The organism is Micromonospora sp. NPDC048947 (assembly GCF_040649495.1).
Taxonomy (GTDB): Bacteria; Actinomycetota; Actinomycetes; order Mycobacteriales; family Micromonosporaceae; genus Micromonospora; species Micromonospora alfalfae.
In genome coordinates this window covers 181,447-207,878 of the sequence record NZ_JBEZFO010000006.1, presented here as the reverse complement: position 1 = coordinate 207,878, position 26,432 = coordinate 181,447, and the positions used below count along the sequence as shown (strand labels likewise).

The following is a 26,432-nucleotide window of genomic DNA, read 5'->3' as shown; positions in this document are numbered from 1 at the left end:
CGGTCCGGATGCGCCCGGTCCCCAGGACGCCCGACATTCCCGATCCGGATGTCCGTTCGTTTGCCACAGACGACCCTGGGTAGGCGCAGTCGATGAGCGGGCCAGACGCAGACCTAGGCACCCGGTCAGACACCAGCCGGGCGGTGGCGTTCAGCGACGCCATCTTCGCCATCATCATCACGTTGCTGGTCCTGGACCTCCGGGTACCGGACGTGCCCCCTGGCCACCTCCTGTCCGGCCTTCTGGAGCAGTGGCCCTCGTACATCGCCTATCTCGCGTCCTACTCGTATGTGGCCGTCGTCTGGCTCAACCACAAGGCGGCGTTCAACCGCATCAAGCAGGCCGATCGCGGCCTTCACTGGGTGAACCTCTTGGTGCTGTTCAGCACGGCGCTGCTGCCGTTTCCGACCATCGTCGTGTCGGACGCGCTGCAGGAACACAACAACACGGACCAGCGGGTGGCCGTTGCCTTCTACGCGTTGATCGGCGCGATGCTGTGCGCGGCGTGGCTGGCGTTCTTCCACTATCTGGCCCGGAACCCCGACCTGCTGAAGGAACAGGTCAAGGACGCCTTCTTTCGCGTCGAGCGGGTCCGTGCCCTCACCGGGGTCGTCCTGTACATCCTCGCGGGTTTGGTCGGCTACCTGGTCGCGCCGTTGATCGGCCTGGCCATCTTCCTCCTTCTGCCCGTCTTCTACGCCATCACCAGCGCCGGCCTGTACCAGTTGCGCGTGACCCGAGATATCACCCACCGTCCTCCGCCACCACCCTGAGGGCGGACGAACCGCCGTTTCACCCCGACGGCGGCGGGTACCCGCCGCAATCCGGTTCGAGAGGGGATCCGAGGTGAACTACAGCGAGTTCATTCAGTCTGTGGCAGCACGACCCAAGGTTCCGCCGGGGCAGGCGGAACCGATCACCCGCGCCACGCTTGAGACCGTGGCAAGACGGGTCACCGGCGGCCAGGCAAGGGACCTCGCCTCGCAACTCCCCGAGGAGCTACGCGGCCTGGTGTCCAGGCCCACCGAAGATCCGGAACGGTTCGGCCTCACCGAATTCTTGGAACGGGTGCAGTCCCGGGCAGGGGTGGATCGCCAGGTGGCCACCGACGGAGCGCGAGCCGTGTTGGACACCCTCCGTGAGGCTGCCAGCGCGAAGGAGTACGGGGACTTTGTCGACCAGTTGCCGCAGGAATTCTGGCAGTTGACCGGGCCAGGGTCGGGACAGCTCCAGCCCCGCCGGATCGGTACCTAGGCCACACTCCGTTTTGTGCGTCGGGGCACGGGTAGACCGCGACCGGGTCCGAGGGGATGGGCCGAGGATCGGAGCCCCATATCGATGGTGCGCTCGATCCGGTCCGCATGCTAGGCGAGGCCCGAGGAGTGCGGGATGGCCGAAACGGAGAGCCGGTACACGGGCGCACGGGAGTCGCGCACCCATCCGCGTGAGGAGGCTGATCGGCAGTGCGACGCCCAGGAAGGCGCGGAATCCGCCGGTCGGGGCCAGAACCTCGACGCCGCCGACGGACCGAAAGGTGCCAAGCCCGGCGAACGCCCTGTCGTCCCGACGAGTAGTGGGCCCGGCCTTCCTCAGCCGGCCGGCGGGCGCAGCAGCAAAACCATGTCGGACCCGCACGTCGTCCTTCAAATCCCGCAGGTCAAGGTCGAACAGATCTACGTCGAGGTCGACGATCTGGACGCCTCTGTTTCTCTGCGAGCGCGGCTGGGCAGCCTACTCCAGTTGGACGTGGGAGTTCAGGCCCATCTCGGCACGGTGAAGATCGACGTCAAGGGCGTCGAGGCCGAGGCCATGCTCGAGGTTCGGCTCGATGAGCTGCGGGGCATTCTCGACAGCGCCCTCCGCACAATCGAGCGCAACCCCCAGATCGTCGAGTCGGTGGTGAAGACGGTGAACACGGCCGTGGACCAGGTCGGGCAGACGGCGCAGGAGGCGCTGGGGCCCAATGGGCCGCTGTCGCAGACGCTGCAGCAGGCGACCCAGCAGGTCGGTCAACAACTCGGACAGGCCACCCAGCAGCTCGGACAGACCACTCAGCAACTGGCTCAGAGCACCGGAACGGCTGCTGGCGGCAGCGGAAACGGCCTCGGCGGCGTGCTGGGCCTTTCTCCGGCCCACGCCGCATGGCAACGGATGAAGAGAATCGTCAACAGCAGCCAGCCACTGAGGCAGGTCACGACGTGGCTGGCAGGACCGCAGGGGCAGCAGCCGCAGAGCTGATGACGTCCGTCGTGGTGGCATGGCGGTTCGCCAGGTCACGCAACCGCGTGCTGGGCGGGGGTCACGATTGGCCCAGATTGGTGACCAGGTTGACGGCGACGGCCAGGATGCCAGTTCCGAAGGTGTAGGAGAGCAGCGCATGCCCGAGCGCGACCCGGCGCACGGGGTTGCTTGTCGGTTCGTTCTCGCCCGGGGCGTAGGACATGCCGACCGTGAAGGCGACGTACGCGAAGTCGGCGTACGCCGGTGGATCTTCCTGCTTGAAGTCGATGCCGCCGTCGTAGCGGTAGTAGAGCCGCGCGTACTTCAATGCGAAGACCGTATTCACGAGTGCCCACGCCAGGACCACCGCGACGACGCTGAGGATCACCAGCGTGACAGCCTCGGTGTCCTGCTGGTTCGAGGCGCGGATGAGCGCCTCGGCCACGGCGACAAGGCTGATGCCGGACGCGATCAGGATCGCCACATCGGTGGACCGGGACTGCCGCTCCGCCTCGGCAAGCTGCTCGGTACGCCCTGGGCTCGCCGACCAGCAGGCCCGCCACACCCAGACGAGGATCGTGCCCGCCGCGATCGTCCAGATCACCAGCGGCGTCAGTTCCGGCGCCCCGGCCAGTGCGGTGGCGGTCCCTGCGACGACACCGACGGCTAACGACCCCAGGGCACGCCTGACCGACAGCAGTCGTCCCCGCGCCGCTGGTCCCGATTGCTGCTCCATGCGTTCAGCGTTTCAGCTCGAACGGATCATCTAGGGAATACCCGAAGCGATTACCGGATCAGGTTGTCGATATCCGGAATCGTAGAGGCTCGCGGAAGGCGAACTGGCCATCACCCGCACGAAGCTGACCAGCTGATGTGAGCGCGGGCCAGCGCGGTCAGGGTTGGTACTGACCGCGGGTGCGGGGCAGCCACTGGGGATGATGGTCGCGCAGGTAGCTGACGAGTCCCTCGCGCAGGTCGCAGCGTAGGTCCCAGGCGCTGGCACCGTCGGCAGCCGAGGCCTGTACCTGGATGACCACCGTCTGCGGGGTGGAGTCGACCATCTGGAGCACCCACTGGTCGCGATCCCACAGCGGTGAGGACTCGACCAGCCGACGCGCCTCCCAGCGCAGGTCGTCGAGGTCGGCGGTGTGGTCGACATGGATCTGGACCTTGCCGACCACCCGGGACTCGTTGCGGGTCCAGTTCTGAAACGGCCGTTCGGTGAAGTACGTGGTGGGCAGGATGAGCATCCGCTCGTCCCACAGCCGAATCACCACGTTGGTCAGCTTCACCTCCTCGACCCGGCCCCACTCGCCGTCCACCACCAGCACGTCGCCGACGTGCAGACCGTCGGCGAAGGCGACCTGGACACCGGCGAACGCGTTGCCGAGCGCGGTTCGGGCGGACAGGCCGATCAATGCGCCAACCACTCCCGCCGACGTCAGCACGGAGACGCCGAAAAGGCGTACCGGCCGGAAGGTGATCAGGATCAGGCCGATCGCGACAATCGTGACCACGGCGACGGTGAGTCGCCGCACGGGACGGATCTGGGTGCGGGCTCGCCGGATCCGCCGGCTGACGACCCCGTCGCCCGGTAGCCGGTTGAACACTATCGACTCGGCGACGTGCAGTGCCCTGATTACCAGCCACGCCCCGGATGCGACCAAGGCTATCGCGGCGGTGTGCCGCAGAGTACGTTGCCACCCGGCCGGCCCCGCCGGCAGCGCGTAGTACAGCACTCCGGCCAGGAGGCACGCCGCCGCCGGGCGGCGGCAGGCCAGCCGCAGCGGCTCCAGCAGCCATCGGTAACGGCCGTGGGCTATGCGGCGGATCAGCACGCCGAAGACCAGGTCCACAACCACCGCCGCAACCAGCACGGCTACTACGATCAACGCGGTACGCATCAGAGGCTGTTCACCGTAATGCCCGATGTCAGCTTCCCGCGGCTCCCTGCCCAGTCCACCGACTCAGGGTGCCACCCCGTCCAGTGGTACGCGGCCAACATCGGCGAACAACCGGGGACTGCACCGTAGCGATCCCGCGCCGCGCAGCCCCGACCCGGCAAAGGTCACCACAGCCACCGCCGCGCCGGTCAGCTCTTGTGAAGCGGGCCCTCCGGCTCACCGCACGGACACGCCGTCGCCGCTCCGGAGCTGACGCGAAGCGCCGGCCGCCGCCGCCCGGGCTGCCTCCGGGCTGGGGGCGGCCAGGGCCGCCTCGGCGATCTGGCGGCACTCGTCGAGGGTGTGCGCGGCCAGGGACTCGCGCACCGCCGGGATGCTGCGGGGTGCCATGGACAGGCTGGTGATGCCCAGGCCTGCCAATACCAGTGCGAAATCGGGATCCGCGGCGGACTCTCCGCACACGCCAACTGGCTTGCCCGCCTCGACGCCGGCTGCCGCGCAGGAGGCCAGGAGCGCGATCAGCGCGGGCTGCCACGGGTCGAGCAGGTCAGCGAGGTCGCCACACATGCGGTCGGCGGCGAACGTGTACTGGCTGAGGTCGTTGGTGCCAACGCTGAGGAAGTCCACCTGGCGCAGCACCTGGCTGGCGCGCAGGGCCGCGGCCGGCACCTCGATCATCACACCGGCGGTTGGCAGGCCATGCTCGCGGCAGGACTCAGTGAACGCGGCCGCCTCCGCCGCCGTGGCGACCATCGGCGCCATCACCCAAACGTCGGCGTCCGCCGCCGCAGCCGCCGTCGCGATCGCGGCCAGCTGCGTGGTGAGCACGGCGGGTGTCTGCCGCGCGACCCGCAGACCGCGGATGCCCAGCGCGGGGTTGGGTTCGTCGGCCAGACGCAGGAACGGCAGCGGCTTGTCGGCGCCGGCGTCGAGGGTGCGCACGACGATCTTGCGGCCGGGCAGCGCGGTGAAGACCTCGCGGTACGCGGCGACCTGTTCTTCGTGCGACGGCGGGTCGCTGCGGTCGAGGTAGAGCAGCTCGGTGCGGAACAGGCCGACGCCTTCCACCTCGCCGGTGAGGTCGCGGGCGGATCCGATGTTGGCCAGTAGCGCGATGGGATGGCCGTCTGCGGTCCGCCCCGGGCCTCGGGACCGGGCGCGGCGTTCGATCTCCGCGAGTCGGTCCGCGTTGACAGTGGTCACCGTCTCGGCCGAGACGCCGGCCACCACGACGCCGCTCGCGCCGTCGAGAGTGGCCAGCGCGCCGTCGGGCACGTCCAGGATGCCCGGGCAGCGGACCACGGCCGGGATACCGAGTGTCCGGGCCAGGATCGCGGTGTGGCTGGTCGGGCCGCCCTCGGCCGTGACCAGACCCAGCACCAGGGCCGGTTCGAGGCCGGCGGTGTCGGCGGGCGCCAGGTCGCGGGCGATGAGCAGGTACGGGTGACCAGGGTTCGGCACGCCCGGCATCGGCAGCCCCAGGCACGCGGCGACCAGGCGGTCCCGCAGGTCGTCGAGGTCGCTGACCCGCTCGGCGAGGTACCCGCCTGCGGCTTCGAAGGCGGCCCGGTGCCCGGCGAGCACGTCGGTGATCGCGTGCGGCGCGTCGGCACCGCCGTCGATGGCGATGTCAGCGGCGTCGATGAGCGTCTCGTCCTGCGCCATCATGACCTGCGCGCGCAGGACCTTGGCGGCGGTCTTTTCCAGGACGGTGTCGGCGCGACGGGTCAGGTCGGCGGCGACGGCGACGACAGCGGCCCGGACTGTCGCCTTCTCGGCTTCGGGATCAACGTTCTCCGCCAACGGCGGCACTGTCGGAGGCGGGGCCAGCCGGTAGACCGGCCCCGCCGCACCGCCAGGGCTGGCCCCGATCCCCCGCAGTTCACGCATCGACGGCGTCCAGGTCACGTTCGAGGAGGTCGGCCAGGATGTCGACGGCGGCCTGCGCGTCGTCGCCGTCGGCCTCCAGTGTGACCTCGGTGCCCTTCTTGGCGCCGAGCGACAACACGCCGAGCATGCTGCGGGCCGGCACGGGTTTCTTGTCGCTGGTGCGGATGGTGACCAGCACCGGCTGCTTCGCCGCCTCGGCGACGAACAGCGCCGCCGGGCGGGCGTGCAGCCCGCTGGCGGAGCCGACGAGGACTGTTCTGGTGGGCAACGGATCCTCCTACGGTTCGATCGTCACCTTGATCGCTTCGCCGCGCGCCACGATGCCGAAGGCGTCGAGGGTGCGGTCGAGCGGCAGACGGTGGGTGATGAGGTCGGCGACCGGCACGGAGCCGTTGGCGATGAGTCGCAGCGCTTCCTTGTTGTGCTCCGGGCTGGAGCCGTTGGCACCGACGATGGTCAGTTCGCGGTAGTGCACGAGGTTGGAGTCCAGCGAGATGACCGGCTTGTCCTTCGGCAGGCCGCCGAAGAAGCTGATCCGGCCCTGCCGCGCGGTCATCTGCACCGCCTGCTCCTGGGCGGCGCCGGCGGCCGTGGCGGTGATGACGACGTCGGCGCCCCGGCCCTCGGTGAGCTTGAGCACCGCGTCGACGACGTCGGTCTCGGCGCCACAGATCGCCGCGTCCGGCTGCACCAGGTTGGCGGCCAGGTCGAGGCGTTCGCGGTTGAGGTCGATGAGGAACACCCGGGCCGCGCCGCGCGAGCGGGCCAGGCGGACGTGCAGGCAGCCGATCGGCCCGGAGCCCACCACCACCACGTCGTCGCCCTCGCCCACACCGGCGAGGTTCTGGCCGTTGAGGACGCAGGCGAGGGGCTCGGCGACGGACGCCTCGGCGAAGCTGAGTCCCTCGGGGATCCGGTTGAGCCCGTCGACGGCGAGGACGTTGTGCGGCACGACAGCGTATTCGGCGAACCCGCCGTCGAAGTGGTAGCCCATCGACACCTGGTTGGGGCACACCGTCATCCGGCCACGCCGGCACTCGGCGCACGTACCGCACGGGATGGCGGCGATGACCTGGACCCGGTCCCCCGGCCGCCAGCCCGTGACATCGGCACCGACTTCGGTGATCTCGCCGGCGATCTCGTGGCCCATGACGCGCGGCGGGGCGATGTGGTGGTGGCCGAAGCGGGAGATCTTCACGTCGGTGCCGCAGGTGGAGCATGCGCGGACGCGGATCTTCACGTCGGTGGGCCCCGGTGTGGGCTCGGGCGCGTCCTCGATGCGGACGTCACCGGGTGCGTGGAATCGGACGACCTTCACGAGGGCTTCCCTTCGAGGATAGTGATCACGTCATCGGCGCTCGTCGACTCTCGTAGCCGCTGCGCCTGCGCCGGGTCCATCAGCACCGAGGCGAGCTGGGCGAGGATGTCCACGTGCCCGTCGCCGGCTGCGGCGATGGCCACGCAGACCCGCACGTCGAAGCCGTCCCAGTCGACGCCGTCGGGGAAGCGCAGCACCGCGAGGGCGTCGCGCTGGACCGATTCCTTGCTGCTCAGGGTGCCGTGCGGGATGGCGACGCCCTCCCCGATGTAGGTGGAGACGCTCTGCTCGCGGGCGAGCATCGCGTCCACGTACGCCGGGGCGACCGCGCCGACCTCGACGAGTACCGCGCCGCAGCGGCGGATCGCCTCGTCCCGCGATCCGGCCCGCTCGTCGAGCCGGATCGCTTCACGGGCCAGCAGCTCAGCCACTCAGCTCACCACCGCGCTGCACCGCGTTCACGACCCTGGTGACGGCAGGGTCGCCGATGAACACCTGGATCGGCACGATCACCGTGTCGGGTGCGCTGACCCTGGCCCGCGCGGCGAGACCCTGATGGCAGATGACCACGTCCGCGTCCGTCGGGATCGAGTTGACCGGCGTGTGCTCGACAGTCACGGCGTTCTTTGACAGTTGCCGCCGGAGTTGGCTGGCCAGCATCACGCTGCTGCCCATGCCGGCGTCGCAGGCGACGACGACTTTCCTGATCTCGGTGCCGTTGATTGTGGGCATCTGTTCAGACCTCCTGCTTCGCCGACTTGTCGAGGGTCTCGTCGGGCTCGACAGCTCCCTCTTGCTCTGGGCGGACAGCCGTCTCCTCGTCAGGGCCGACAGCGTCCGCGGCGGGCTCGCCGCGCCCGAAGCCGAGCAGGGCCGAGGCGACCGCGAAGGTGACCGCGGCGGCGACCACGACGCCGAGAATGACCCCGAAGTGGCCGCCCTTGGGGGTGACCGCGAGGTAGGCGAAGATGCTGCCCGGCGAGGGGGTGGCGACCAGGCCCGCACCGGTGATCACGAAGGTGCCGACGCCGGCCGCGCCCCCGGCGATCATGGCGAGGATCAGCTTCGGCTTCATCAGCACGTACGGGAAGTAGATCTCGTGAATGCCGCCGAGGAACTGCACGATGATCGCGGCTGGGGCGCTGGGGCGCAGCGCGCGGGGGCCGAAGACCATGAAGGCGAGCAGCAGACCGAGACCGGGACCGGGGTTCGACTCGATCATGAACAGGATCGACTTGCCCTTGTCGGCCGCCTCGGCGATGCCCAGCGGGCCGAACACGCCGTGGTTGATGGCGTTGTTGAGGAAGAGCACCTTGGCGGGTTCGACGAGCACCGAGGTCAGCGGCAGCAGGTCCTTGCCGACGAGCCAGTCGACGCCCGCGCCGGCCTGCTTGGTGAGCCACTCGACCACCGGGCCGATGCCGTAGACGCCTCCGATGGCCATCGCGGCGCCGATGATGCCGGCGCTGAAGTTGTCGACCAGCATCTCGAAGCCGGGACGGACCCTGTTTTCGACCAGGCCGTCGAAGAGCTTGAGGACATAGGCCGTGAGCGGCCCGATGATCATCGCGCCGAGGATCATCGGCACGTCCGCGCCGACGACGAGGCCCATTGTCGCTACCGCGCCCACGACGGCGCCGCGTTGGCCGTGGACCAGCCGGCCGCCGGTGTAGCCGATGAGCACCGGTAGCAGGATGCTGATCATCGGGCCGACCAGTTCGGCCAGTGTCGCGTTGGGGATCCAGCCGGTCGGGATGAACAGTGCGGTGATCAGGCCCCAGGCGATGAACGCGCCGATGTTGGGCATGACCATCGCGGCCAGGTAGCCGCCGAGGCGTTGCACAGTGGCTCTGAGGCCCTGGCCCTTCACCTCTGGTGTGTAGGAAGAGGAGGTCACGGGGGTATCTCCTTCATCGAGGGGCGGTCCAGACGGCCGCGGGGGAAAGCTCGTCCGGCTAGGGGTGGATGGTGACGTCGTGGCGGAACAGGTCCGCCGGGCCGGGCATCCGGCTGCCGGGCAGGCTCACCGCGGCGGCGCCCCAGGCCAGGCCCTCGGCGAGGGCTGTGGCACCCTGCGCGCCCGCGGCGAGGAACCCGGCGAGCAGCGCATCGCCGGCACCGACGGTGCTACGGGGTCGGGCGACCGGACAGGTGCCGGTGCGCACGCCTTCGGCGTCGACCAGGACAGCGCCGTCGGCGCCGAGGCTGGCCACGACGGTGTCGGCTCCCCAGGCCCGCAGGCACTGAGCGGCATCGACCACATCGGCGAGGTCCTTCAGCGGGGTGCCGACCACGTCGGCCAGTTCGTCGCGGTTGGGCTTGAGCACTGTCGCCCCGGCCAGGGCGGCCTCGCGCAGGGCGGGACCGCTGGTATCGACGGCGACCCTGACGCCGGCAGCACGCAGCTTCCGGCACAACTGGGCGTAGGCGTCGGCGGGCAGGCCGGGCGGGACGCTGCCGCACAGCACTACCCAGTCGGCACCGCTAGCGCGGGCGAGCACACTGTCGGCCACCTCGTCGAACTCGGCGCGGCCCATTGTCGGACCAGGCTCGTTGATCTTGGTGACGGTGCCGTCGGGCTCGGCCAGGGTGATGTTGGAACGGGTCCGTCCGGAGATCGACACGGCCAGGACCTCCACACCCTCCGCCTCAAGGAGGCGGATGAGCTGGTTGCCCTCGTCACCGCCGGAGGGCACCACCGCCACCGACGGCACCCCGTTGGCCAGCAGGGCACGGGATACGTTGACGCCCTTGCCGCCGGGGTCGAGGTGCGCGGTGGCAGCGCGGATGACCTCGCCCCGGATGAGTGAATCGACCTCCACGGCCCGGTCGAGGCTGGGGTTGAGAGTGACGGTGACGATCATGCGCGTGCCACCCGGACGCCTGCCGACTCCAGGTCACCGACCAGGTCGGGATCGGCACGGCTGTCGGTGATGAGCAGGTCGACGTCCCCCAGCTCAGCGAAGCGGGCCAGATAGTCGTTGCCGAGCTTGGTGTGGTCGGCGACCACCACAGTGCGACGGGCCGCACGGACCATCGCCCGCTTCACCGCCGCTTCGGACGGGTCCGGCGTGGTCAGCCCACGCTCGACCGAGATGCCGTTGGTCCCGATGAATGCGACGTCGACGTAGAGGTCCGCCAACGGCGACAGCGCCCAGTCGTCGACGGTCGCCAGGGTCTTGCCGCGGACCCGTCCACCCAACAGCAGAACGTTGAGGTTGGCACAGGTGCCGAGGGTCGTGGCGATGACCGGCGAGTTGACCACGACGGTCAGCTCCCGGTCGACCGGCAGCAGCTGCGCCAGCCGGGCGGTGGTGGTGCCGGCGTCGAGAATGATGGCGCCCTCCTCGGGCACCTCACTCAAGGCGAGTTTGGCGATGCGCTCCTTCTCCTCGATGAGCACCGCGTCACGTGCCGCCAGCGCGGGCTCGAAGCCGAGCCGCTCGACCGGAATCGCTCCACCATGGACCCGCCGCAGCACCCCGGCCCGCTCCAGGATGGTGAGATCGCGGCGGATGGTCTCCGACGTCACGTTGAGCCCATCGGCCAAGCCGGCCACCTCGACGCGGCCCACGTCCCGGGCGATGCGGAGGATCTCCTGCTGTCGTTCTTCGGCGTACATGGTGTTGTTTCACCGCCGTTTCGTTTTGCTTGTGCTTTGTTTACGCCCGGTTGGAGGAGAAGTCAAGAGATGAGCCACAGGAAGCCACACCACCGAGCGGCGGACGCCTGACGACAGCCTGTTGTGCAAGCGCGTCCGTGGGACGGCATCGTTCAAGCGGCAGAGGTCCGGTCCGGTAGTCGAGCTAGGTGATTTTTGCCGATGTGCACCGGCGGCAGTCTTGGCACGATCGCTTCTGCCGGGCGTGCATTCAGCGGCTCGCTCACGCCCGGCGCTTCGAACGTCAGTGAGCGCAGAGAGGCTTTTCCGATGGAGAACATTACGGACGCCGACGAGGCCGACATTGACGTGTCGGCCCCGGTCGTCAGCCGCCACAGCGTCACGGTGACCGCGTCCGCGGACACCGTGTGGCGGATCCTCACTGACATCAACGCGTGGACGGCCTGGCTGCCGGAAATCCCTTACGCTCACGTCGAAACACCCGGGCCGCTCGCGTCGGGCTCCGTGTTCCGCTGGTCCGCCGCGGGCATGGAGATCGAGTCGACGATCGTTCAGGTACGGCCGCAGGAACGCCTCGTGTGGCAGGGACACGGTGACGGACCGGACGGCGTGCTCGGCGTCCACGTCTGGGCGCTCACTCCGGTCGGCGACGGCGTGCGGGTGTCCACCGAGGAGTCCTTCGCCGGTCCGCCCGTCGATGCCAACCCCGCGCCGTTCCAGGAGGGTCTCGACACAACCCTCACCATGTGGCTGGATCGGCTCAAGCGCACCGCCGAGGAGTCGACCGCCTCATGAAGAATGGTGTGGTAGCTGTCGTGGCGGCAGTGATCGCGGCCGGCCTCGTGGGCGTCGCAGGTGCGCCGGCTGAAGCCGATCCCAGGCATGATGGGAGCGCCGACGGCGCAACCCTGAGGTGCGCGGGGGGAAGTGTCGACACCGCGGCGAAGATCCGCTACAAGACGGCGGCGGTGATCGACGCCCCGCTACGCACGGTCTGGAAGATCCAGACCGACGTGGAACGGTGGCCGTCGTGGCAGAAGCCGGTCCTCTCCAGCAAGCGGCTCGATCGTGGCCCACTGCGTCCCGGATCATCGTTCCGATGGACGACACCGGTACGCGAGACCGCGCTGAATCCCGCCACGACCCTCGTCGTCACGTCGACTGTCCGGCAGCTCCAACACCACAAATGCCTTCGGTGGAGCGGGCCGGCGGTCGGTGCAGGACTGACCATCGACGAGGGAGTTCACGTGTGGACGTTCACCGAGGTCGACGGCCGGGTTCTGGTGCGCACCGAGGAGACGTGGCGCGGTGAGCAGGTGGAGCAGGACGTTGAATTCTCCACTGCGGCTCTCGGCGCAGGATTGGAGACGTGGCTGACGGAGCTGAAGACGCTCGCCGAGCGGAAGTGTGAGCGGGCCCGACGCTGACGCGACTCAAGGGTCCCGCCGGTCTCGTGCCGGCGGGGCCCTTCGTCGCTCGACCAGCCCAGCTCCGTCAGCGGAACAGTTCGCGCAGCTGCCGGCGTGAAGTGATGCCCAGCTTGCGGTAGAGGTTGCGCAGGTGGGCGTCGATCGTACGCGGGCTGACGAAGAGCAGCGCGGCAACCTCCTTGGTGCCCGCGCCAGAGGCGACCTTGCGGGCGACGAGTAGTTCCCGCGCGGTCAACCCAGCGAGCGGATCGGCGTCGTCGGCCAGGCTCGGCTCGCCGATGGCTTCCAGCTCGCGGGCGGCCCGGCCGGCGAACCCGCGCGCGCCGATTGTGGAAAACAGGTCGTACGCGGTGCGCAGCTCCACCCGTGCCTCGGTGCGGCGACCGATTCGTCGCAGCCACTCCCCGTACAGCAGGCGGGAGCGCGCGTAGTGGACCCGCATCCCGCTCCCGGCGAGCCGGCTGATCGCCTCGAGGTAGTGGTCCTGCGCGCCGAGCCCGGCGTCGAGCAGCGCACACGCCAACAGATGCGCACCAGTCGTCCACGCGTTCGGGTTGACCCGTGCGACATCCCCGATCCAGGCGGCAGATTCCTTGGCCTCTTCGGGACGTCCGACGTACGCGGCGGCTTCGACCAGCTCGTGGTGGAAGGCGCTGACAGCGTACGAGCCGCGCCGGTGCTGGTCCCGCACGAGCAGCATCGCCTCAAGCGCCGCCTCGTGGTCGCCGCTACCGTTGCACAGCACAGCGTTCGCGTAGTGCAACGCGGTGGGGTTCACCCCGACCCAGCCGCGCAGCTTCTCCCGGATCCCCCGGAACCGGTCGGCATCGCCGCTCCACGCGGCGAGCATCAGGTCGGACCCGACAAGGTTGGAGGTCCCCGCGGCCTCGTCGACCGCACGCGCCTCGGTGATGCAGACGTGCGCTTCGGCGAAGCGGCCCACAATCGTCCGGGCGACCGCCTGAAAGCGCAGCGCGTGGGGAAGGATCGCGTAGGCGCCCTGCGCCCGGGCGAGTTCCACCTGACGGTCGACGATCTCATCCATGGCATCGCTGTCACCGAGGTCGACGCTCAACACGCAGGCGCGTTCCATCCACCAAGGATCCGCGTCCGGCGTGCGGGCGTGCTCCCGGAAGGCGTCGACGGCACGGCGCATCTGGGGCATCGCCTCGTCCACCGGGCGGAGGTTCTGCTCGACCAACGCCTGCAACAGCAGGTCGACCGGGCGTGGCGACTGACGCGGGGGTACCCGTTCCCGGATGTGCAGGGCGAGCCGCCGTAACCTCCCAGGCTCGTCGACGCTGAACATGAGCGACGCGAAGGCTTCCAGGTATGTCTCGCGTGCGTCGTCGGGCCCCACACCGTCGGCCGCGTCGATGAGGGCGATCGTCGCCGGGATGCTGCGCGCGACGTGATAGTCGATCGTCGCGCGCAGCAGTCGCGCGGCGCTGCGGTCGGCCGGCTCTGGCTGGAGACGCTCGGCCTCGTCAACGAGTTCACGGGCGGCAGAAGGCGCGCCGGAACCCAACCGTGCTCGAGCCGCGGCCAACAGGCGGCGTGCCTGCTGCGACCGGCCTGGCGTCAGTCGGGCCGCGCGTTCGAGGAACGCGGCCACCGCCGCGAGTCCGCCGCGGCGTTGTGCCCGTCCGGCCGAACGCTCCAGTTCTGCCGCGGTCTCCTCGTGCGGGCCGTTGATCGCGTTCGCCCGGTGCCAGGCCCGCCGGTCGGGTTCGACGTCGACGTCCGTAGCGGCGGCGAGCGCGGCATGTGCATGCCGTCGCGCCCCGGCCCCGGTCGACCGGTACGCGGCGGAACGCGCCAACGGATGTCGGAAGTGCACCCGAGGGCCGGTCATCAACAGGCCGCTGTCCTCGGCTGCGGCCAGGTCCGCGGCGTCCAGTCCCTGGATCGCCATGGCGCGCCGCAGCAGTACGAGATCGCCAGTCGGCTCCGCCGCGGCCAGCGCCAGAACTGAGCGCGTGGGTGCCGGCAGCCGCAGGAACCGGCTCACGAACCGGCGCTCCACGGTGCCGCGCCCGGCGTCGCCGGGTAGTCCGAACGGTCCGGCATCGTTGGCGAACTCCACCAGGGCGAGCGGATTACCGGCAGCTTCGGCGAGGATCCGCTGCACGATCGCCGCCTCGTGCCCAAACGGCGCCCGAGACCGCAGCAGGGCGAGGGCCTCCGAGTCGGTGAGCCCGGTGAGAGTGAGGGCGGGTAGGCGACCGAGTTCCGACACCGGGGCGACGTCGCGGGCAGCGAAGACAATGGCGACCCGCTCCGCCGCCACGCGTGCCGCGACGAAGGCCAGTACCTGCCGCGAGCCGGCGTCGATCCACTGCACGTCGTCGATCACGCAGAACACCGGCCGGCGACGGCCTGCGGCACTCAGCAGGCCCAGAACCGCCAAGCCGACCAGCATCGGGGTCGGCGTGACCTCGGCGTAGAGCCCGAACACCGTGTCGAGCGCGCGCCGCTGCGGTGCGGGCAGCCCGGCGCGATGATCGAACACTGGCGCACACAACTGGTGCAGCGCCGAGTAGGGCAGTTCACTCTCGAACTCGATTCCCCCGGCGCGCAGCACCTGCCATCCGTCGAGCCTCGCGGCGGCCTGGTCGATGAGCGTCGACTTGCCGATCCCCGCGTCACCGAGAACAAGTATCGCCCCTCCACGACCCTGTGCCGCACGCGCCGTCACCGAAACGATTTCGCCCAGCTCCGTTGCTCGAGCGACGACGAAAGACCCTGACCTGATATCGAGCGCATGGCGGGTAACGGTGCCAGCTCCCCTCCAGTTGTTCGGCGCGACCGATGGTATCCACAGCGGTACACCGACCGGGTCGACCGCCATCGGGTCCGGCCGACGCTCCTACGAGGGCAACTCGAACAGTTCCAGCTGGATGCCGTCGGGGTCACGTAGATAAAGGATCTTCGTACCGGCCAGCACCCCCGCTTCGACGCCATCGCCGTCCCGGAGCACGACCGGATCGGCGTTGACGTGCACGCCCCGCTCCACCAAGTCGTGGTGCGCCGCGTCGAGGTCGTCGACCTCGAAACACAGGTGCATCACTCCGACGTCGCAGTTGCGCCCGGTGAAGGGCCTCGGCTCCGGGTTGTCGTACTGGATGAGTTCCAGGAGGACGTTGTCTCCGGCCAGCGCGAACGATGCCCGCATCGACGGGTTCTCAACCTCGACAACCGCACCAATCGCCGGGTTCGTTGCCGAGATCGTCACGCCGTTCGGCGCGATGCCGAGGACGTCCTCGTACCACCGCACCGAGCGTGCCAAATCGCTGACCGGCACTCCGATGTGATTCATCCTGGTCACTCTGCTCATGATCCCCATCCTCAAGGGCGGAGCCACCACTGGGGAAGGCACAGATGTTCCGCGTACCGCTGGTACCACCCAGGTCCCAGACCGATAGCGGATCATGTGTTTCATGAATGACCTCGGAGCCGCGCTGCGGGCCTGGCGGGATCGCACGGACCCGGCCGCGGTCGGTCTCGCGAACGCATCCCCGCGCCGCGTCGTCGGGCTACGACGCGGCGAACTGGCAGCGATGGCCGGCATCTCCCCCGAATACGTAGCACGCCTCGAACAGGGCCGGGCCGCCACACCATCGGCACAGGTATGCGCATCCCTGGCCCGCGCGCTACGACTCTCCGACGACGAGGAGGCGCACCTGATGCGCCTCGCCGGCTTCGCCGCGGCCCCGGACCGGATCCCCCGGCTGATCCCCAGCAGCCTGCACCGCGTCATCGACCACCTCGGCGACACCCCCGCGGCCGTCTATGACGCCCTGTGGCGGCTTCTGCACTGGAACCGCCTGTTCGCGGCCGTCTTCGGCGACCCGGCCGACGCCACCGCCGACGATCGCAACGCCCTGATCGTCCAGTTCGAATCCCGAAACCCCCGAGTCCGCCAGACCGACACCGAACGCGCCTACTTCGAGCAGTCGTTGGTAGCCGACCTGCGGGCCACCAGCGCCCGTTATCCGAACGACCCCGACGTGGCGGCACTGGTCTCGCGCATGACCGGGAACGACAGATTCCGCCACCTCTGGGCCCTCCGTGCGGTGGCCAATCACGAGAGCGCGCACAAGACCGCCGTACACCCCGACGTGGGCGCCATCCCGCTGGACGCCAACGTCCTGACCACCCAGAACACCGACCTACGCCTGGTAATCCTCACGCCTCGGCCTGACACCACCGCCGGCGAGAAGCTGGATCGACTGGTTTGACCGCATCGGCACCCGGCTGCTCCCAACCGGCTCCCCCGCCCGGCGGTCGGATCACCGCCCCGGCCCGGCCGGGAGCCGATGCCGGCGGATCAGCCGCTGCCCGATGAAGGTCCGCCAGACCCGGTCCGCGACGGTCGGTTCGACGATCCAGAGCCGGCGCTGCGCCTCGGCGAGGGTGAGCGGCGCGCTGAAGAGATCCAGGAACAGCCGGCTGCTGCGGTTGAGGGCGAACACCTGACCGTCGACCCGGCGGAACAGGTGCCGGTCCGCCGGCAGGTCGCCCGGGACGCCGTCCTGCTCGTCGGAGCGGATTCGCCGGTACGCCTCCCAGACCTGCTCGTCGTCGCGGTCCACGAAGGAGCCGTTGGCGAGGAACTCGGTCTGGTCGTCGGTGTCGTGTCGTAACCGGTCGTGGGCGAGGACGCCGCGAACAGCGGTGCCGTACCGGTCGTGGTAGAAGAACGTGTGCGGGGTGTCGGTGGCGCCCAACCACGGGCGGTGGTAATGCCCGGGGTTCAGGCCGGCCTTGGCCTGGGCGACCTCGGCCTGCGCCGCCTCGGTGACCGGCTCGTCGTACTTGAGCATCCGGACGATGTCCGATCCCTGCACCGGCCGCACGTTGGTGATGCCGAACCGGTCCGGCTCCTTGGCGACGATGGCGCCTGGCGTCAGCATGAAGTCTCCGAGCCCGCCGAGGGTCCACAGGTCCGGGTTGTCACGCAGGAAGTTGACGCTGTCCAGCGCCTCTTCGCGGGTCTCGGTGGGGAAGCCGGTGAAGCCCATCATCTGCACACCGATGTTCGCCTTGGTCATCGCCATCATGGTGCGTCGTGCCTGTTCCGGCTTCGTGCCCTTGTCGATCAGGTCGAGGACGCGCTGGTTACCGGACTCGAAACCGACCGAGATGGCCACGCAGCCGCTGCGCCTCAGCAGGTCGCAGCGCTCGTCCGACCAGTACTTCTCCAGCCGGATCTCGGCGCCCCAACGGAAGTCCAGCCCTCGCTCGACGACCTGCTCGGCGAAGCGCAGGATGGTGGCGGGAGCGAGCACGTCGACCGAGAAGTAGATGAACTTGGCGAACTTCGACAGCTCGGTGACGTCCGCGATCATGGTGCTCACCGTGTCCTGCCGCCATGGGCTGGTGGGACCGTCGGTGTTCAGTCCGTAGTCGCAGAACGTGCACTTGTTCCAGTAGCAGCCTCGGGTCGGCGAATAGTAGACGAACCGCTCCGGGCTGAGGTAGAGATCCCAGGGCAGGCCGGAGAAGTCCGGGACCGGCACCTGCGCCAGGCGTTCATAGCGCAGGGGCAGTTGACGCTGGCGGCCGTACTTGGGGTGCAGCCGGACGTTGGGATGCCCGGCCGGCAGCGTGCCCGCCGCCACCGCGTCCAGGATCTCCGTGTACGCGCTCTCCCCCTCCCCGACCACTATCGCGTCGAAGTCGGCCAGCACCTGGAAGACGTACTCGGGTTTGCTGGCGCACTTCCAGACGTCGGAGATCTCCGTGCCACCCGCGATGAGGAAGACGTCCGGGCACGCCTTCCGGACGAGTCGGGCGATCCAGAGGGCGAACGGCAACTGCCACTGGTAGGTGGCGCTGATGCCGATCACCTGGTGCCCGCCAGCGGCCAGCCGTGGAATCAGCACATCCTCGTAGTAGGGCAGGAAAGGCCGGTTGAGCCGAGCGAGCAGCGCCTCGTCGGTCAGCGCGGCCACCGAGCCGATCGAGATCATCGGCGGCGGGTGCAGCCGGAAGCCGGCGTGGAACTGCCCGGGGAACCCGACAGCGCCGAGCGCGTCCATCCAGGAGATCACGCCCTCGACGGCGTCCTGGTAGTGCCGGTAGTCGTAGAACAGGGTCGGATCCTGCAGCACCCCGATCGACCGACGCAGCCGCTCCGGATCCGGGTCGGGCACGCCGAGCTGGTTCGCCCGGGCCATCAGCGCGTCCGGGCCGCTGAGATCCTCTGTCGAAAGCCGGGACAGCTCGCGCTTCAGCCACTCGTACGCCGACGGGGTGTACGAGTGGTGGAACGCCTCGATGTTGGCGTCGATGATCTCCGCCGGCCGGTGCCCCTGCGCCCGGGCGTACGAGTCGAGGTAGTTCAGGGAGTGGTATCCCGAGGTGGGATCGGTCAGCGGGGGGTAGATCAGTGCTGCCTTCACGGTGCCGCTCATCGACTCCTCCTCAACCGACCCGGGCCGCTGAAACGGCCAGGGTGTCCTCCTGCGCGCGCGTGCCCACCGCGGGCAGTCGCGGGGCACCGAACGCCTTGACGTAGGCGACAAACGGTTCGGCGGCGTACCGGAACGCCGCGAGGTCGACGAAGCCCCGGTCCCACGCCGCGGCTTCCAGCCCGTCGGCGGCACAGCCCCACAGCCTCGCGAAGCACGCGTCGACGATCTCGGTGCGGAAGTGCAGCCGGGCGCCCGGGCGGCGACGCCCCGTCGTACGCGGGACGAGCGTCTCGTTCAGCGACGCCGCTGTCGCCGCGACCTGCCGTGCGGCGGTGAGTAACGCGGGGGTTCGCAGCGGTGCCGCGACCATCCACAGCGCCAGGCTGCGGTACGGCGTGGTGCCGAACGCCCGCACCAGCACCCGCAGCACCGCCTCGTGGTCGTCGAGACCCCGTTCCCGGTCGGTCAGCCAGTCCCATCCGCTCGGCGGCGCACCGGTCAGCCCGCGTCTGCGGGCCACCTCGCTGGCGCGTTCCTCAACCATCGGGTCGTCGATGTCGACCTCGGCCAGCCCGGCAAGCACCGACCGCCGGTGCCAGGTTGCCGACTCGGGATGCAGCAGCATCAGCACCGCGGCGGCCTCCCGGTCGCTGGCCCAGTGCCCGCCGACCGACTCTCCGGCGAACCGCGAGCGCCAGCTGTCGAGGAAGCGGGTGTGCAGGTTGTCGAGCGGCTGGTCGCCGGCGTTCGCCGGGCACAGCTCGGGCGCGTTGTCCGCCGCCATCGACAGCAGCATCCGTGCGTCGGCGCCCTTGGCGTCGTGGGGGTCCCGCCGGTGCCAGGTCAGGAACCGGCCCATCAGGGCCGCGGCCTCGGGTGGCGCGGTGCGCTCCAACGCCTGGTACGACCGCCGCCGGAAGGGCAGGTCCCGGCCGATGTCCAGCAGCAGCACAGCCTCGGTGTCGGTGAGCACACCGGCCGCGACGGCGCGGCGCAGCGCGACCCGGATGTTCACCAGCGGGACGCTCAACGCGCGGTGGTCTTCCTCGGCGGGCCCGTGCACGACTGCCACCTCGTCGTCGCCGGTGACGATCCCGTCGCGGTAGAGCTGGAACACCTCCCCCACGCCACGCATACCGAACGGCCACAGCTCGGCGGCGCGCAGCGCGCCCATGCTGGCGGCGCCGGCCACTGTCACGCCGCGGTCGAGCAGGTCGAGGATCTCCCGGTGGCGGACCGGCGGGTGTTGCAGGAAGAACCCGTCGATGATGAGGACCCGGTCGCCGGGAACGACGTCCAGGCGGAGCAGGTCGCCGTGCGCGACGGGCGGCAGCACCACAGCGTCGGGCAGCAAACGACCGACCTCGTCGGCCGGGAGGCTCGGACCTATGAAGACGACGTCAGTCACGGGGCACTCCCGGTCGGGTACTGAGGGCACGCTCGTCGAACATCCGCAGCCCGGGGGCGAACACCTTGCTCACCGCAATGCCGATGTCGTCGTGCGTCAGGTCGACGCTGAACGGCTCGACGCCGGTGACCCGCTGCACCCGCGACGCCAGCTCGCGCAGCACCTGGGTCACATCCCCCGCCGGTGGCGAATCCCGGCGGACCGGCCGGACGGGCCGGTCGACGGTGGGCGGCGGCACCGGCGGTCCGCCCACGTCCTGGTACGCGGTGGCGTCGATGTCGTCCCGGGCTCCGGAGACCATGACCAGCCGCGATTGCGCTGCCTCCGCCATGGCCCGACCGACGGCGATCTCAGGGTCCACGTGGCAACCGAAGCCGCCGAAGGTGACCGGCATGTCCTCCGACCAGATCGAGGCGGCGTAGCAGGGGACGTCGACTGCGTTGGTGATGTCGCAGACCTCCACCCAGCAACCGGCCCGCACCAGCGCCTCGTACACCGTTCGGGTCATCACGTTGGTGGCGGTGCCCGGGTCGGCGTAGGTGCGCTCGGCCAACGGTGAGGTGCAGTACGGGGCGATGCAGTCACGTTCGATGACCTCCAGCAGAGCGTGCAGGCTGGCCTCGGCGAAGGTGTTCCCGGTGGCCAGCCCGTTGCTGCTGGGTGTGAACAGGGCGCGGTCCCAGCCACGCCGGATGGTGAAGTCGAGTTCGATGGTGGCGCGGGGCACCAGGCATTCCGCGCCGGTCACCAGCCCACGGCCAGCAACCCAGTCGAGCTCGACGGCAGGGGTCAGTGGTGAGCGTTCCGCCAGGTGCAGCCACCGGACGTCGTACGGCAGGTCGAGCGCCTCGGCCGGGGACCGGACGACGGTCCCCGGCCGGAGGTTCTCGGCATGCCAGGACTCGATGCTCTCCATGACCGCGCTGACCCGGGCCTGCGTCGCCGTGGCGCCGGTGCCGACGCTCACCGCCATGGTGGCTCCCACCGGCCGGTAGGCGACGTGCACCGGCAGGCCGATCTCGTCGAGCCGGGTGATGTCGGCGACCCGGGTGATCCGGAAGCGGTCGAGCATGCCACTGATCCGTTCCCAGGTCTGCTCCACGGTGGCCGTCCGGTAGGTGCCGGATCGGAACGCGATGGTCTCGGTCGTGTCAGTCATCGAGGCTCCCGGCTGCGGGTCAGGAACTCAGAGGATGAGGACGGCGATGATGTTGACGTTGTTGTCGGCGATCGGGGCCACGCCGCCGGCGACCGTCTCCAACTCGGCCTCGGTCAGCTCGTTGAGGTCGACCAGCGGCACCTCGGGCACGTGCAGCACGTGCAGGCCGGGCGTGCCGGCCCAGTCGGCGACGATCTGGTCCTTGGTGTAGAGCGTGGCGGGCTGGGCGCGGTCGACCTCGACCCGGGAGCCGGCGGCGACCGGCAGGCCGGCCGCCGTCGCGTAGCCGGTCGGGTCGGCGAGCAGGCGCTGCAGTTCCTCGTCGCTGCGCCACACCGCGGTGACCAGTTCCGAGTACTTGGTCACGAACCTCGCGCCATATTCCTGGTCGTCGTTGCTCATCGTTCGGTCCTTTCCTCGGGGGTCGCTGCAAGAGGGGGGTGATCGTCGTGGCGAGAACGCTACGAAAATTGAGGTTCGACAATCAATGATTCCGTCTGACTGCCATCAGAATCTGCCGCGCCAGCTAATGGGTGGCTGACTTCGGTGTCAGGTGCAGCAGCACGGGCAGCAGCAGGCACAGCTGGGGTCCAGGCCAGCGACGACGCTGTCCAGTTCGTCCTCGGCCAGTTCCGTCTGAGCCACCGGCAGCAGCGACGGCACGAAGAGCACGAAAGTGCCGGTGGCGCCCGCCTGCTGCCACGACTCGACCTGCGCCTCCAGATCCGGATCGGCGTCCGCGACGTCCCGGACCACCCGGACCTGCACGTCCTCGGACAGTTGGAGCCCGTAGCCGGCGAGGAACCCTCGCGGGTCCCGGTCGAGCGCCTGTTCCTTGGCCGGGTCGGCCCAGACTTCGGCGACCAGTCGGCTGTACGCGGCCACGAAGACCGCTCGATCGACAGGTGTCACACCCTGCTCCCTTCGATGGTCGGCCGCCGGCGGCGGGCGACAGGCAGCGCGGGAAGTTCCGGGCCACCGGTTTCGCTTCATCGTGGGTCACCGGTGGATCCGGTCCGCCCAGAGAGCGGGAATTTCATCGAATGTGGCCGCGAAAAGGTCGCGCTGCGGCGAAAGCCGGGTAATTGGGAATCAGCAACTTGCGGCGGACGGCGATTTTAATCAGTTTCACCACTGTGGACAAGTAGCAATTCCCCGCCTGTCACCCGCCCGGTCCCCACACCTACGCTGCGATCGGCGGACCGTTCAGCGTGACAGCGGTTCGACGGGGTTGCCGTGTTCCGCCACCGAGTGCTGCCGGAGGCCACCGTGACCATCGACGAGGTGACGACGACGCCCGGCGCCCCGGTCGGGTACAGCGTGGACGAGCTCGCCCGCAAGGTGGGGATGTCGCCGCGCAACATCCGAGCCCACCAGGCCCGGCGGCTGCTGCCCCCGCCGGTGCGGCGCGGTCGGGCCGCGCTCTACGACGACTCCCACGTCCGCCGACTGGACGCGATCCTCGCCCTGCAACGACAGGGTTTCAACCTGGTGTCCATCGAGGCGATGCTCGGGGTCCGGGCCAGTGACGAGGCGCCCGACGGGCTCACCGCGATGCTGCAACGCCTGACCGCCGACCGTCCGGCGCTGGCCCACGCGCTGACCCGGCACGGCGTGATCGGCCGGACCACCGACGGCACCGTCCGCACCGTCCGGCCACGCCCGCTGCGCGCCGCCCTGGACCTGCATCGGGTACGAGTGGGCACGGTGCCGGCACTGCAGACCCTCAGCGAGGTGCTGGACAGCCTCCGGCCGGTGGCTGACGAGCTGGTCGCCGCCGTCACCGCCCGGCTGCTGACCCTCGCTCCGGAGCTGGTACGCAGCGGCACCCGGTCGTCCTGGGCCGACCTCGACCGGGAAACCCTGTTGCTGACCCAGGGCGTGGTCAACGTGCTCACCGAGGCGTTCCGGCTCGCCGTGGAGAACCAGTCGGAGGCGCACATCGCCGAGCTGCTGGAGAACCACCTCGACGCGGACGTGTGCCTGGAGGACAGCACTGTCATCGACAACGGGTGACCCGGGTCGTCAGCCTGTCGCGGGCTGCCCGTCCGCCTGTCGGCTCTCCGGCACGGTGTCGGACCGTTCCGGTTCAGTGAGCAGTTGCCGCCGCGCCAACCGGTGGAACAGCCCGTCGGTGTCGTCCATCAACTCGTCGAAGCTGCCCCGCTGGACGATCCGCCCTGCCTCGAGGACCACGATGGTGTCCGCCGCACGCACCGTGGACAGCCGGTGGGCGATGACCACCCGGGTCGCGGCCAGGGCCGCGGTGCTGCGGCTGACCACCTCCTGCGTCCGGTTGTCCAGAGCGCTCGTCGCCTCGTCGAGGAAGATGATCCGGGGTAGCGGGGCCAGCGCGCGGGCGATCAGCACCCGCTGCCGCTGCCCGACGGAGAGCGTCCCGCCGCCGAACGGCACCATCGTGCTCATTCCCATCGGCAGCGCCTCCAGGTCATCGGCGAGGCCGGCCATCCGCGCCGCCTCCCAGACCTGGTCCAGTGGGAAGCTGCCGGCGCCGCAGATGTTGTCGCGTACCGAGCCGGCGAAGAGCTGACCATCCTGCAGGACCACTCCGCACTGCCGGCGGACCGCGTGTACGTCAAGTTCGGAGAGGTCCTGGCCGTCGTAGAGCACTGCGCCCTGCTGCTGGCGTTCAAAGCCGAGCAGCAACCGGAGCAGTGTGGACTTCCCGCAGCCGCTCGGTCCGACGATGGCGACGAACTCACCCGGTCGGACGTGCAGGTCGATGTCGACGAGCACCGGCGGCTCGTCCGGCTGGTAGGCGAAGGTGAGCCGGTGCAGCGCGATCTCGCCGCGCAGCTCCCCCGGGTCCACCCGGTCCGGCCGCGCCTCGGGGTCGGCGCGCAGGATTTCCCGCAGGCTGCCCAGCCGGGGCACTGCCGCGATCACTTCGACGCCGGCCGACACCAGCACCAGCAGCGCGCCCAGTAGCATCGCGAAACCCACGTTGAGGATGAAGAAGTCGGCCGGCGCGACCCGGCCGGCCATCGGCCCCATCAGCACGGCGAACAGGACCAGTTGGCCGGCGACCGGCAGCACGGTGCCGAAGGCGACCAGGCCCGCCTGACTCTGGCGGACCCGTTGCAGCGCCGCTCGGGCCGTCGCGGCGACCTCCGACCAGCGCGCGTGGGCACGGGTTTCGGCCTCCGCCAGTTTGATCTTGATGATGCCGCCGAGCAGTTGGTTGGTCATCGCAGCCGCCCGGTGCTCGGCCGGCAGCGCGGCCCGTTGCTGACTGACGATCAGCCCGGCGAACGCGCCGAAGGTCAACATGGTGACGACGACGATCCCCACTCCCCACAGCCCGAGCACGGGCTCGACCACCAGGAGCATGCCGAGGGTCACCGCGACGGTCGCGGCCGCCGAGACGAGCTGCGGCAGCAACGCGCTCAGCGCCTCACCGACGAACGAGATCCCCAACATCGAGTTGGCGATCTCCCCGCTGCTGCGACCGGCGAAGAACCGGGCCGGCAACCGCATCAGGCGATCCCAGATCGCCAGCTGCGCGCCGGACTGCATCCGGCCGTCCAACCGCAGCAGACGCAGGTTCTGCACCACCCCCACCAGACCCGCGACCACCGCGGCGCTGAGCATCAGCGCGAGGAAACCGCCAAGGCCGTTCACCTCGCCCTGCCGGGCCAGTTGGCCGAGCACCTCGCCGGTGGCCAGCGGCACGCCCAGGCCCAGCAGTGCCACGCAGGTGGCGGCGAACAGCAGACCCCGCACGTCGCGGGACGCACCGACCAGCCCGGCCCGCAGCAGGTGGCGCATCCGAGCGGTCGGCGGCAGCGGCGCCTGCACCTCGGTCGCCTCGGCAGCGAACGTCGCGGCCACCGTCGCGTCGATCGGACCGTACGCCCGGGTGTCCGGGTCGACGTGGTGGTAGCGGCCTCGACGGAACACCAGCGGCACCGCGACGGCGCGCTCCGGATCATCGCCGGCCCGCCACCCCACCAGCGGCCCCAGGTCCCGCCGCCACCAGCGGTCCGGCAGCCGCACCTCACGCAGGAACAGGCTGGACGCTCGGGTCACCGCGTGCACCGCCGCCCGGTCGTCCAGCGGCGCGCGGCTGCGGTCAGCCGGCTCGTTGATCGGGCTGCCCATCCCCTCGGTGACCACCCGGACCACCGAGGCCGCCCGCCCGTACCGGTCGAAGCCGGGCTCGCCGTCGGGAACCGAAACCGCACCACCCGCGCCGATCACCCCGATCGACCGTCGGGCCGCCGCGGCGAGCACCGCCGCGTCGGTCTCCCGGCGCCGCTGCACGGCGCTCAGCAACGCCGCGTCAGCCTCCTCGATCCGGGTCTCCACCATCCGCAGCAGCCGGGCCACATGCTGGTCGACGGCGGACCGGAGCTGACCGTTGACCAACAGGTCCCAGCTACCGTGGCTCTCCACAGCGCACGGCGACTCGGCCACCACCCAGTCCCGCTCGGCGACCAGCAGCAGCTCCCGCTCCCCCGACATCTCCGCCGGGCCACCGTCGTTGCGTCGCAGTTGTCCACCGGCGCTGCGCAGCCACCACGCGCCGCCGGTGGAGGTGAGGGCGCTCCCCTGCGCCAGCGAAATGATCTCGCGTCCGCGGAGGGTGGACGCCTCCCGGGGCGCCTGCCCGCGGCGCAGCGCGTCGGCGACGGTGACCAGCACCAGGTCAAGCGCCGCGACCAGCTCCGTCGCGGCAGTCCGCGCCCGCAGCGACGCCCCGTCGTCCGCCGCGCGGCCGAGCCGAACATGCCGCTCCAGCAGGGACAGGTGACGCCGGGACAGCCCGCGCAGCTCCGTGCCGGGCAGGGGCACCAGGATCAACTGCCACGCACCGATCGCGGTGGACGTCGGCACCAGGCCACCCGCAGGCAGCCGCGCCACATGGTGACGACGCGAGGGGCTCATCCCGGCCCGGCGCACCGCGAACAGGTCGGCCTCGCCTCCGGTCACCAGCCAGCTGGCCGCCGGGCCGTCCAGGCGGCAAACCTGGCGCACGCCGTCCGAGCAGAAGTCGATCAGGCCGCCGGCCGGGGCATCCTCCACCGCGCCACTCATCAGC

Annotated in this window: 25 protein-coding genes; 7 read left to right on the top strand and 18 right to left on the bottom strand. The window is 70.1% G+C overall.

The window, feature by feature from the left end:
- Positions 1 to 143 precede the first annotated feature (143 nt).
- The 3 genes from AB0B98_RS11595 (at position 144) to AB0B98_RS11585 (ending at position 2,238) form a co-directional block, all read left to right on the top strand.
- Entirely contained in the window at positions 144 to 773 is a 630-nt protein-coding gene (locus AB0B98_RS11595) for a TMEM175 family protein (protein ID WP_357275317.1), read from the top strand.
- Between the two features lie 73 nt (positions 774 to 846).
- Positions 847 to 1,254 carry a DUF2267 domain-containing protein gene (locus AB0B98_RS11590; RefSeq protein ID WP_357275308.1) on the top strand — a complete coding sequence of 136 codons (408 nt, stop codon included), beginning with the start codon at positions 847 to 849 and terminating at the stop codon, positions 1,252 to 1,254.
- Between the two features lie 135 nt (positions 1,255 to 1,389).
- Positions 1,390 to 2,238 carry a hypothetical protein gene (locus AB0B98_RS11585; RefSeq protein WP_357275301.1) on the top strand — a complete coding sequence of 283 codons (849 nt, stop codon included), beginning with the start codon at positions 1,390 to 1,392 and terminating at the stop codon, positions 2,236 to 2,238.
- 61 nt (positions 2,239 to 2,299) lie between these two features.
- Here the strand turns inward: AB0B98_RS11585 and AB0B98_RS11580 are convergent, their stop codons facing one another.
- From AB0B98_RS11580 to AB0B98_RS11535, 10 genes are all read right to left on the bottom strand, one after another.
- Positions 2,300 to 2,956, bottom strand: coding sequence for a DUF1345 domain-containing protein (locus AB0B98_RS11580; protein ID WP_357275298.1), 657 nt, complete (start codon positions 2,954 to 2,956; stop codon positions 2,300 to 2,302).
- 157 nt (positions 2,957 to 3,113) lie between these two features.
- Positions 3,114 to 4,097 (bottom strand): mechanosensitive ion channel domain-containing protein, encoded by a 984-nt coding sequence (locus AB0B98_RS11575; protein ID WP_357362275.1) that lies wholly within the window; start codon positions 4,095 to 4,097, stop codon positions 3,114 to 3,116.
- Positions 4,098 to 4,340: 243 nt separating this feature from the next.
- Positions 4,341 to 6,014 (bottom strand): phosphoenolpyruvate--protein phosphotransferase, encoded by a 1,674-nt coding sequence (gene ptsP / locus AB0B98_RS11570; RefSeq protein ID WP_357362273.1) that lies wholly within the window; start codon positions 6,012 to 6,014, stop codon positions 4,341 to 4,343.
- The gene (locus AB0B98_RS11565) at positions 6,007 to 6,282 is read right to left on the bottom strand and encodes an HPr family phosphocarrier protein (protein WP_238668591.1); all 276 of its coding nucleotides are present in this window, start codon (positions 6,280 to 6,282) and stop codon (positions 6,007 to 6,009) included. Before AB0B98_RS11565 ends, ptsP begins: the two co-directional genes overlap by 8 nt.
- A gap of 9 nt (positions 6,283 to 6,291) precedes the next feature.
- A complete protein-coding gene (locus tag AB0B98_RS11560) occupies positions 6,292 to 7,332 on the bottom strand; it encodes a zinc-dependent dehydrogenase (RefSeq protein WP_357362272.1) in 1,041 nt (346 codons plus the stop codon).
- Positions 7,329 to 7,763 carry a PTS sugar transporter subunit IIA gene (locus AB0B98_RS11555; RefSeq protein WP_357362270.1) on the bottom strand — a complete coding sequence of 145 codons (435 nt, stop codon included), beginning with the start codon at positions 7,761 to 7,763 and terminating at the stop codon, positions 7,329 to 7,331. The genes AB0B98_RS11560 and AB0B98_RS11555 overlap by 4 nt, the downstream gene beginning before the upstream one ends.
- Positions 7,756 to 8,064: a PTS lactose transporter subunit IIB gene (locus tag AB0B98_RS11550; RefSeq protein WP_238668594.1), complete on the bottom strand. Its 309-nt coding sequence runs from the start codon at positions 8,062 to 8,064 to the stop codon at positions 7,756 to 7,758. The genes AB0B98_RS11555 and AB0B98_RS11550 overlap by 8 nt, the downstream gene beginning before the upstream one ends.
- 4 nt (positions 8,065 to 8,068) lie before the next feature.
- The gene (locus AB0B98_RS11545; protein ID WP_357362269.1) at positions 8,069 to 9,229 is read right to left on the bottom strand and encodes a PTS mannitol transporter subunit IICB; all 1,161 of its coding nucleotides are present in this window, start codon (positions 9,227 to 9,229) and stop codon (positions 8,069 to 8,071) included.
- Positions 9,230 to 9,287: 58 nt separating this feature from the next.
- The gene (gene pfkB, locus AB0B98_RS11540; RefSeq protein WP_357362267.1) at positions 9,288 to 10,196 is read right to left on the bottom strand and encodes a 1-phosphofructokinase; all 909 of its coding nucleotides are present in this window, start codon (positions 10,194 to 10,196) and stop codon (positions 9,288 to 9,290) included.
- On the bottom strand, positions 10,193 to 10,954 hold the full coding sequence (locus AB0B98_RS11535) for a DeoR/GlpR family DNA-binding transcription regulator (RefSeq protein ID WP_357362265.1): 762 nt from the start codon (positions 10,952 to 10,954) through the stop codon (positions 10,193 to 10,195). Before AB0B98_RS11535 ends, pfkB begins: the two co-directional genes overlap by 4 nt.
- Positions 10,955 to 11,155: 201 nt before the next feature.
- On the opposite strand from AB0B98_RS11535, the gene AB0B98_RS11530 reads away from it, so the two are divergent.
- Together AB0B98_RS11530 and AB0B98_RS11525 are read left to right on the top strand one after the other, a co-directional pair.
- On the top strand, positions 11,156 to 11,749 hold the full coding sequence (locus tag AB0B98_RS11530; protein WP_357362263.1) for an SRPBCC family protein: 594 nt from the start codon (positions 11,156 to 11,158) through the stop codon (positions 11,747 to 11,749).
- Entirely contained in the window at positions 11,746 to 12,381 is a 636-nt protein-coding gene (locus AB0B98_RS11525) for an SRPBCC family protein (protein ID WP_357362261.1), read from the top strand. The genes AB0B98_RS11530 and AB0B98_RS11525 overlap by 4 nt, the downstream gene beginning before the upstream one ends.
- A gap of 67 nt (positions 12,382 to 12,448) precedes the next feature.
- Here AB0B98_RS11525 and AB0B98_RS11520 read toward each other — a convergent pair whose 3' ends face one another.
- Together AB0B98_RS11520 and AB0B98_RS11515 are read right to left on the bottom strand one after the other, a co-directional pair.
- Positions 12,449 to 15,235: an AAA family ATPase gene (locus AB0B98_RS11520; protein WP_357362259.1), complete on the bottom strand. Its 2,787-nt coding sequence runs from the start codon at positions 15,233 to 15,235 to the stop codon at positions 12,449 to 12,451.
- 18 nt (positions 15,236 to 15,253) lie between these two features.
- Positions 15,254 to 15,730, bottom strand: coding sequence for a VOC family protein (locus AB0B98_RS11515; protein ID WP_357362257.1), 477 nt, complete (start codon positions 15,728 to 15,730; stop codon positions 15,254 to 15,256).
- A 94-nt stretch (positions 15,731 to 15,824) separates the two neighbouring features.
- On the opposite strand from AB0B98_RS11515, the gene AB0B98_RS11510 reads away from it, so the two are divergent.
- Positions 15,825 to 16,625, top strand: a complete 801-nt coding sequence (locus tag AB0B98_RS11510; RefSeq protein WP_357362255.1) for a helix-turn-helix transcriptional regulator — start codon at positions 15,825 to 15,827, stop codon at positions 16,623 to 16,625.
- Positions 16,626 to 16,676: 51 nt separating this feature from the next.
- Here the strand turns inward: AB0B98_RS11510 and AB0B98_RS11505 are convergent, their stop codons facing one another.
- The 5 genes from AB0B98_RS11505 to AB0B98_RS11485 all read right to left on the bottom strand — a co-directional run bounded on the left by AB0B98_RS11505 (position 16,677) and on the right by AB0B98_RS11485 (position 22,282).
- Positions 16,677 to 18,803 carry a radical SAM protein gene (locus AB0B98_RS11505; protein ID WP_357362253.1) on the bottom strand — a complete coding sequence of 709 codons (2,127 nt, stop codon included), beginning with the start codon at positions 18,801 to 18,803 and terminating at the stop codon, positions 16,677 to 16,679.
- Positions 18,804 to 18,813: 10 nt separating this feature from the next.
- A complete protein-coding gene (locus AB0B98_RS11500; protein ID WP_357362252.1) occupies positions 18,814 to 20,211 on the bottom strand; it encodes a TfuA-like protein in 1,398 nt (465 codons plus the stop codon).
- Positions 20,204 to 21,370 (bottom strand): YcaO-like family protein, encoded by a 1,167-nt coding sequence (locus AB0B98_RS11495; RefSeq protein WP_357362250.1) that lies wholly within the window; start codon positions 21,368 to 21,370, stop codon positions 20,204 to 20,206. The genes AB0B98_RS11500 and AB0B98_RS11495 overlap by 8 nt, the downstream gene beginning before the upstream one ends.
- A 27-nt stretch (positions 21,371 to 21,397) precedes the next feature.
- Positions 21,398 to 21,772, bottom strand: a complete 375-nt coding sequence (locus tag AB0B98_RS11490) for a class IIb bacteriocin, lactobin A/cerein 7B family (protein ID WP_238668604.1) — start codon at positions 21,770 to 21,772, stop codon at positions 21,398 to 21,400.
- Between the two features lie 147 nt (positions 21,773 to 21,919).
- Positions 21,920 to 22,282 (bottom strand): hypothetical protein, encoded by a 363-nt coding sequence (locus AB0B98_RS11485; RefSeq protein WP_357362248.1) that lies wholly within the window; start codon positions 22,280 to 22,282, stop codon positions 21,920 to 21,922.
- A 324-nt stretch (positions 22,283 to 22,606) separates the two neighbouring features.
- Between AB0B98_RS11485 and AB0B98_RS11480 the strand changes: the two genes are divergently transcribed.
- Positions 22,607 to 23,386, top strand: coding sequence for a MerR family transcriptional regulator (locus AB0B98_RS11480; RefSeq protein WP_357362246.1), 780 nt, complete (start codon positions 22,607 to 22,609; stop codon positions 23,384 to 23,386).
- Between the two features lie 9 nt (positions 23,387 to 23,395).
- On the opposite strand, the gene AB0B98_RS11475 is transcribed toward AB0B98_RS11480, so the two are convergent.
- The gene (locus AB0B98_RS11475) at positions 23,396 to 26,428 is read right to left on the bottom strand and encodes an ATP-binding cassette domain-containing protein (protein ID WP_357362244.1); all 3,033 of its coding nucleotides are present in this window, start codon (positions 26,426 to 26,428) and stop codon (positions 23,396 to 23,398) included.
- Positions 26,429 to 26,432: the final 4 nt, after the last annotated feature.

Excerpts from the sequence above, each read along its gene's own strand:
- AB0B98_RS11525 (WP_357362261.1), top strand. The coding sequence starts at position 11,746 with ATGAAGAATGGTGTGGTAGCTGTCGTGGCGGCAGTGATCGCGGCCGGC.
- AB0B98_RS11495 (WP_357362250.1), bottom strand. The coding sequence starts at position 21,370 with ATGACTGACACGACCGAGACCATCGCGTTCCGATCCGGCACCTACCGG.
- AB0B98_RS11515 (WP_357362257.1), bottom strand. The coding sequence starts at position 15,730 with ATGGGGATCATGAGCAGAGTGACCAGGATGAATCACATCGGAGTGCCG.
- AB0B98_RS11550 (WP_238668594.1), bottom strand. The coding sequence starts at position 8,064 with ATGCCCACAATCAACGGCACCGAGATCAGGAAAGTCGTCGTCGCCTGC.
- AB0B98_RS11535 (WP_357362265.1), bottom strand. The coding sequence starts at position 10,954 with ATGTACGCCGAAGAACGACAGCAGGAGATCCTCCGCATCGCCCGGGAC.
- AB0B98_RS11530 (WP_357362263.1), top strand. The coding sequence starts at position 11,156 with ATGTGCACCGGCGGCAGTCTTGGCACGATCGCTTCTGCCGGGCGTGCA.
- ptsP (WP_357362273.1), bottom strand. The coding sequence starts at position 6,014 with ATGCGTGAACTGCGGGGGATCGGGGCCAGCCCTGGCGGTGCGGCGGGG.
- AB0B98_RS11505 (WP_357362253.1), bottom strand. The coding sequence starts at position 18,803 with ATGAGCGGCACCGTGAAGGCAGCACTGATCTACCCCCCGCTGACCGAT.
- pfkB (WP_357362267.1), bottom strand. The coding sequence starts at position 10,196 with ATGATCGTCACCGTCACTCTCAACCCCAGCCTCGACCGGGCCGTGGAG.
- AB0B98_RS11510 (WP_357362255.1), top strand. The coding sequence starts at position 15,825 with ATGAATGACCTCGGAGCCGCGCTGCGGGCCTGGCGGGATCGCACGGAC.
- AB0B98_RS11585 (WP_357275301.1), top strand. The coding sequence starts at position 1,390 with ATGGCCGAAACGGAGAGCCGGTACACGGGCGCACGGGAGTCGCGCACC.
- AB0B98_RS11475 (WP_357362244.1), bottom strand. The coding sequence starts at position 26,428 with ATGAGTGGCGCGGTGGAGGATGCCCCGGCCGGCGGCCTGATCGACTTC.
- AB0B98_RS11520 (WP_357362259.1), bottom strand. The coding sequence starts at position 15,235 with ATGGCGGTCGACCCGGTCGGTGTACCGCTGTGGATACCATCGGTCGCG.
- AB0B98_RS11490 (WP_238668604.1), bottom strand. The coding sequence starts at position 21,772 with ATGAGCAACGACGACCAGGAATATGGCGCGAGGTTCGTGACCAAGTAC.
- AB0B98_RS11580 (WP_357275298.1), bottom strand. The coding sequence starts at position 2,956 with ATGGAGCAGCAATCGGGACCAGCGGCGCGGGGACGACTGCTGTCGGTC.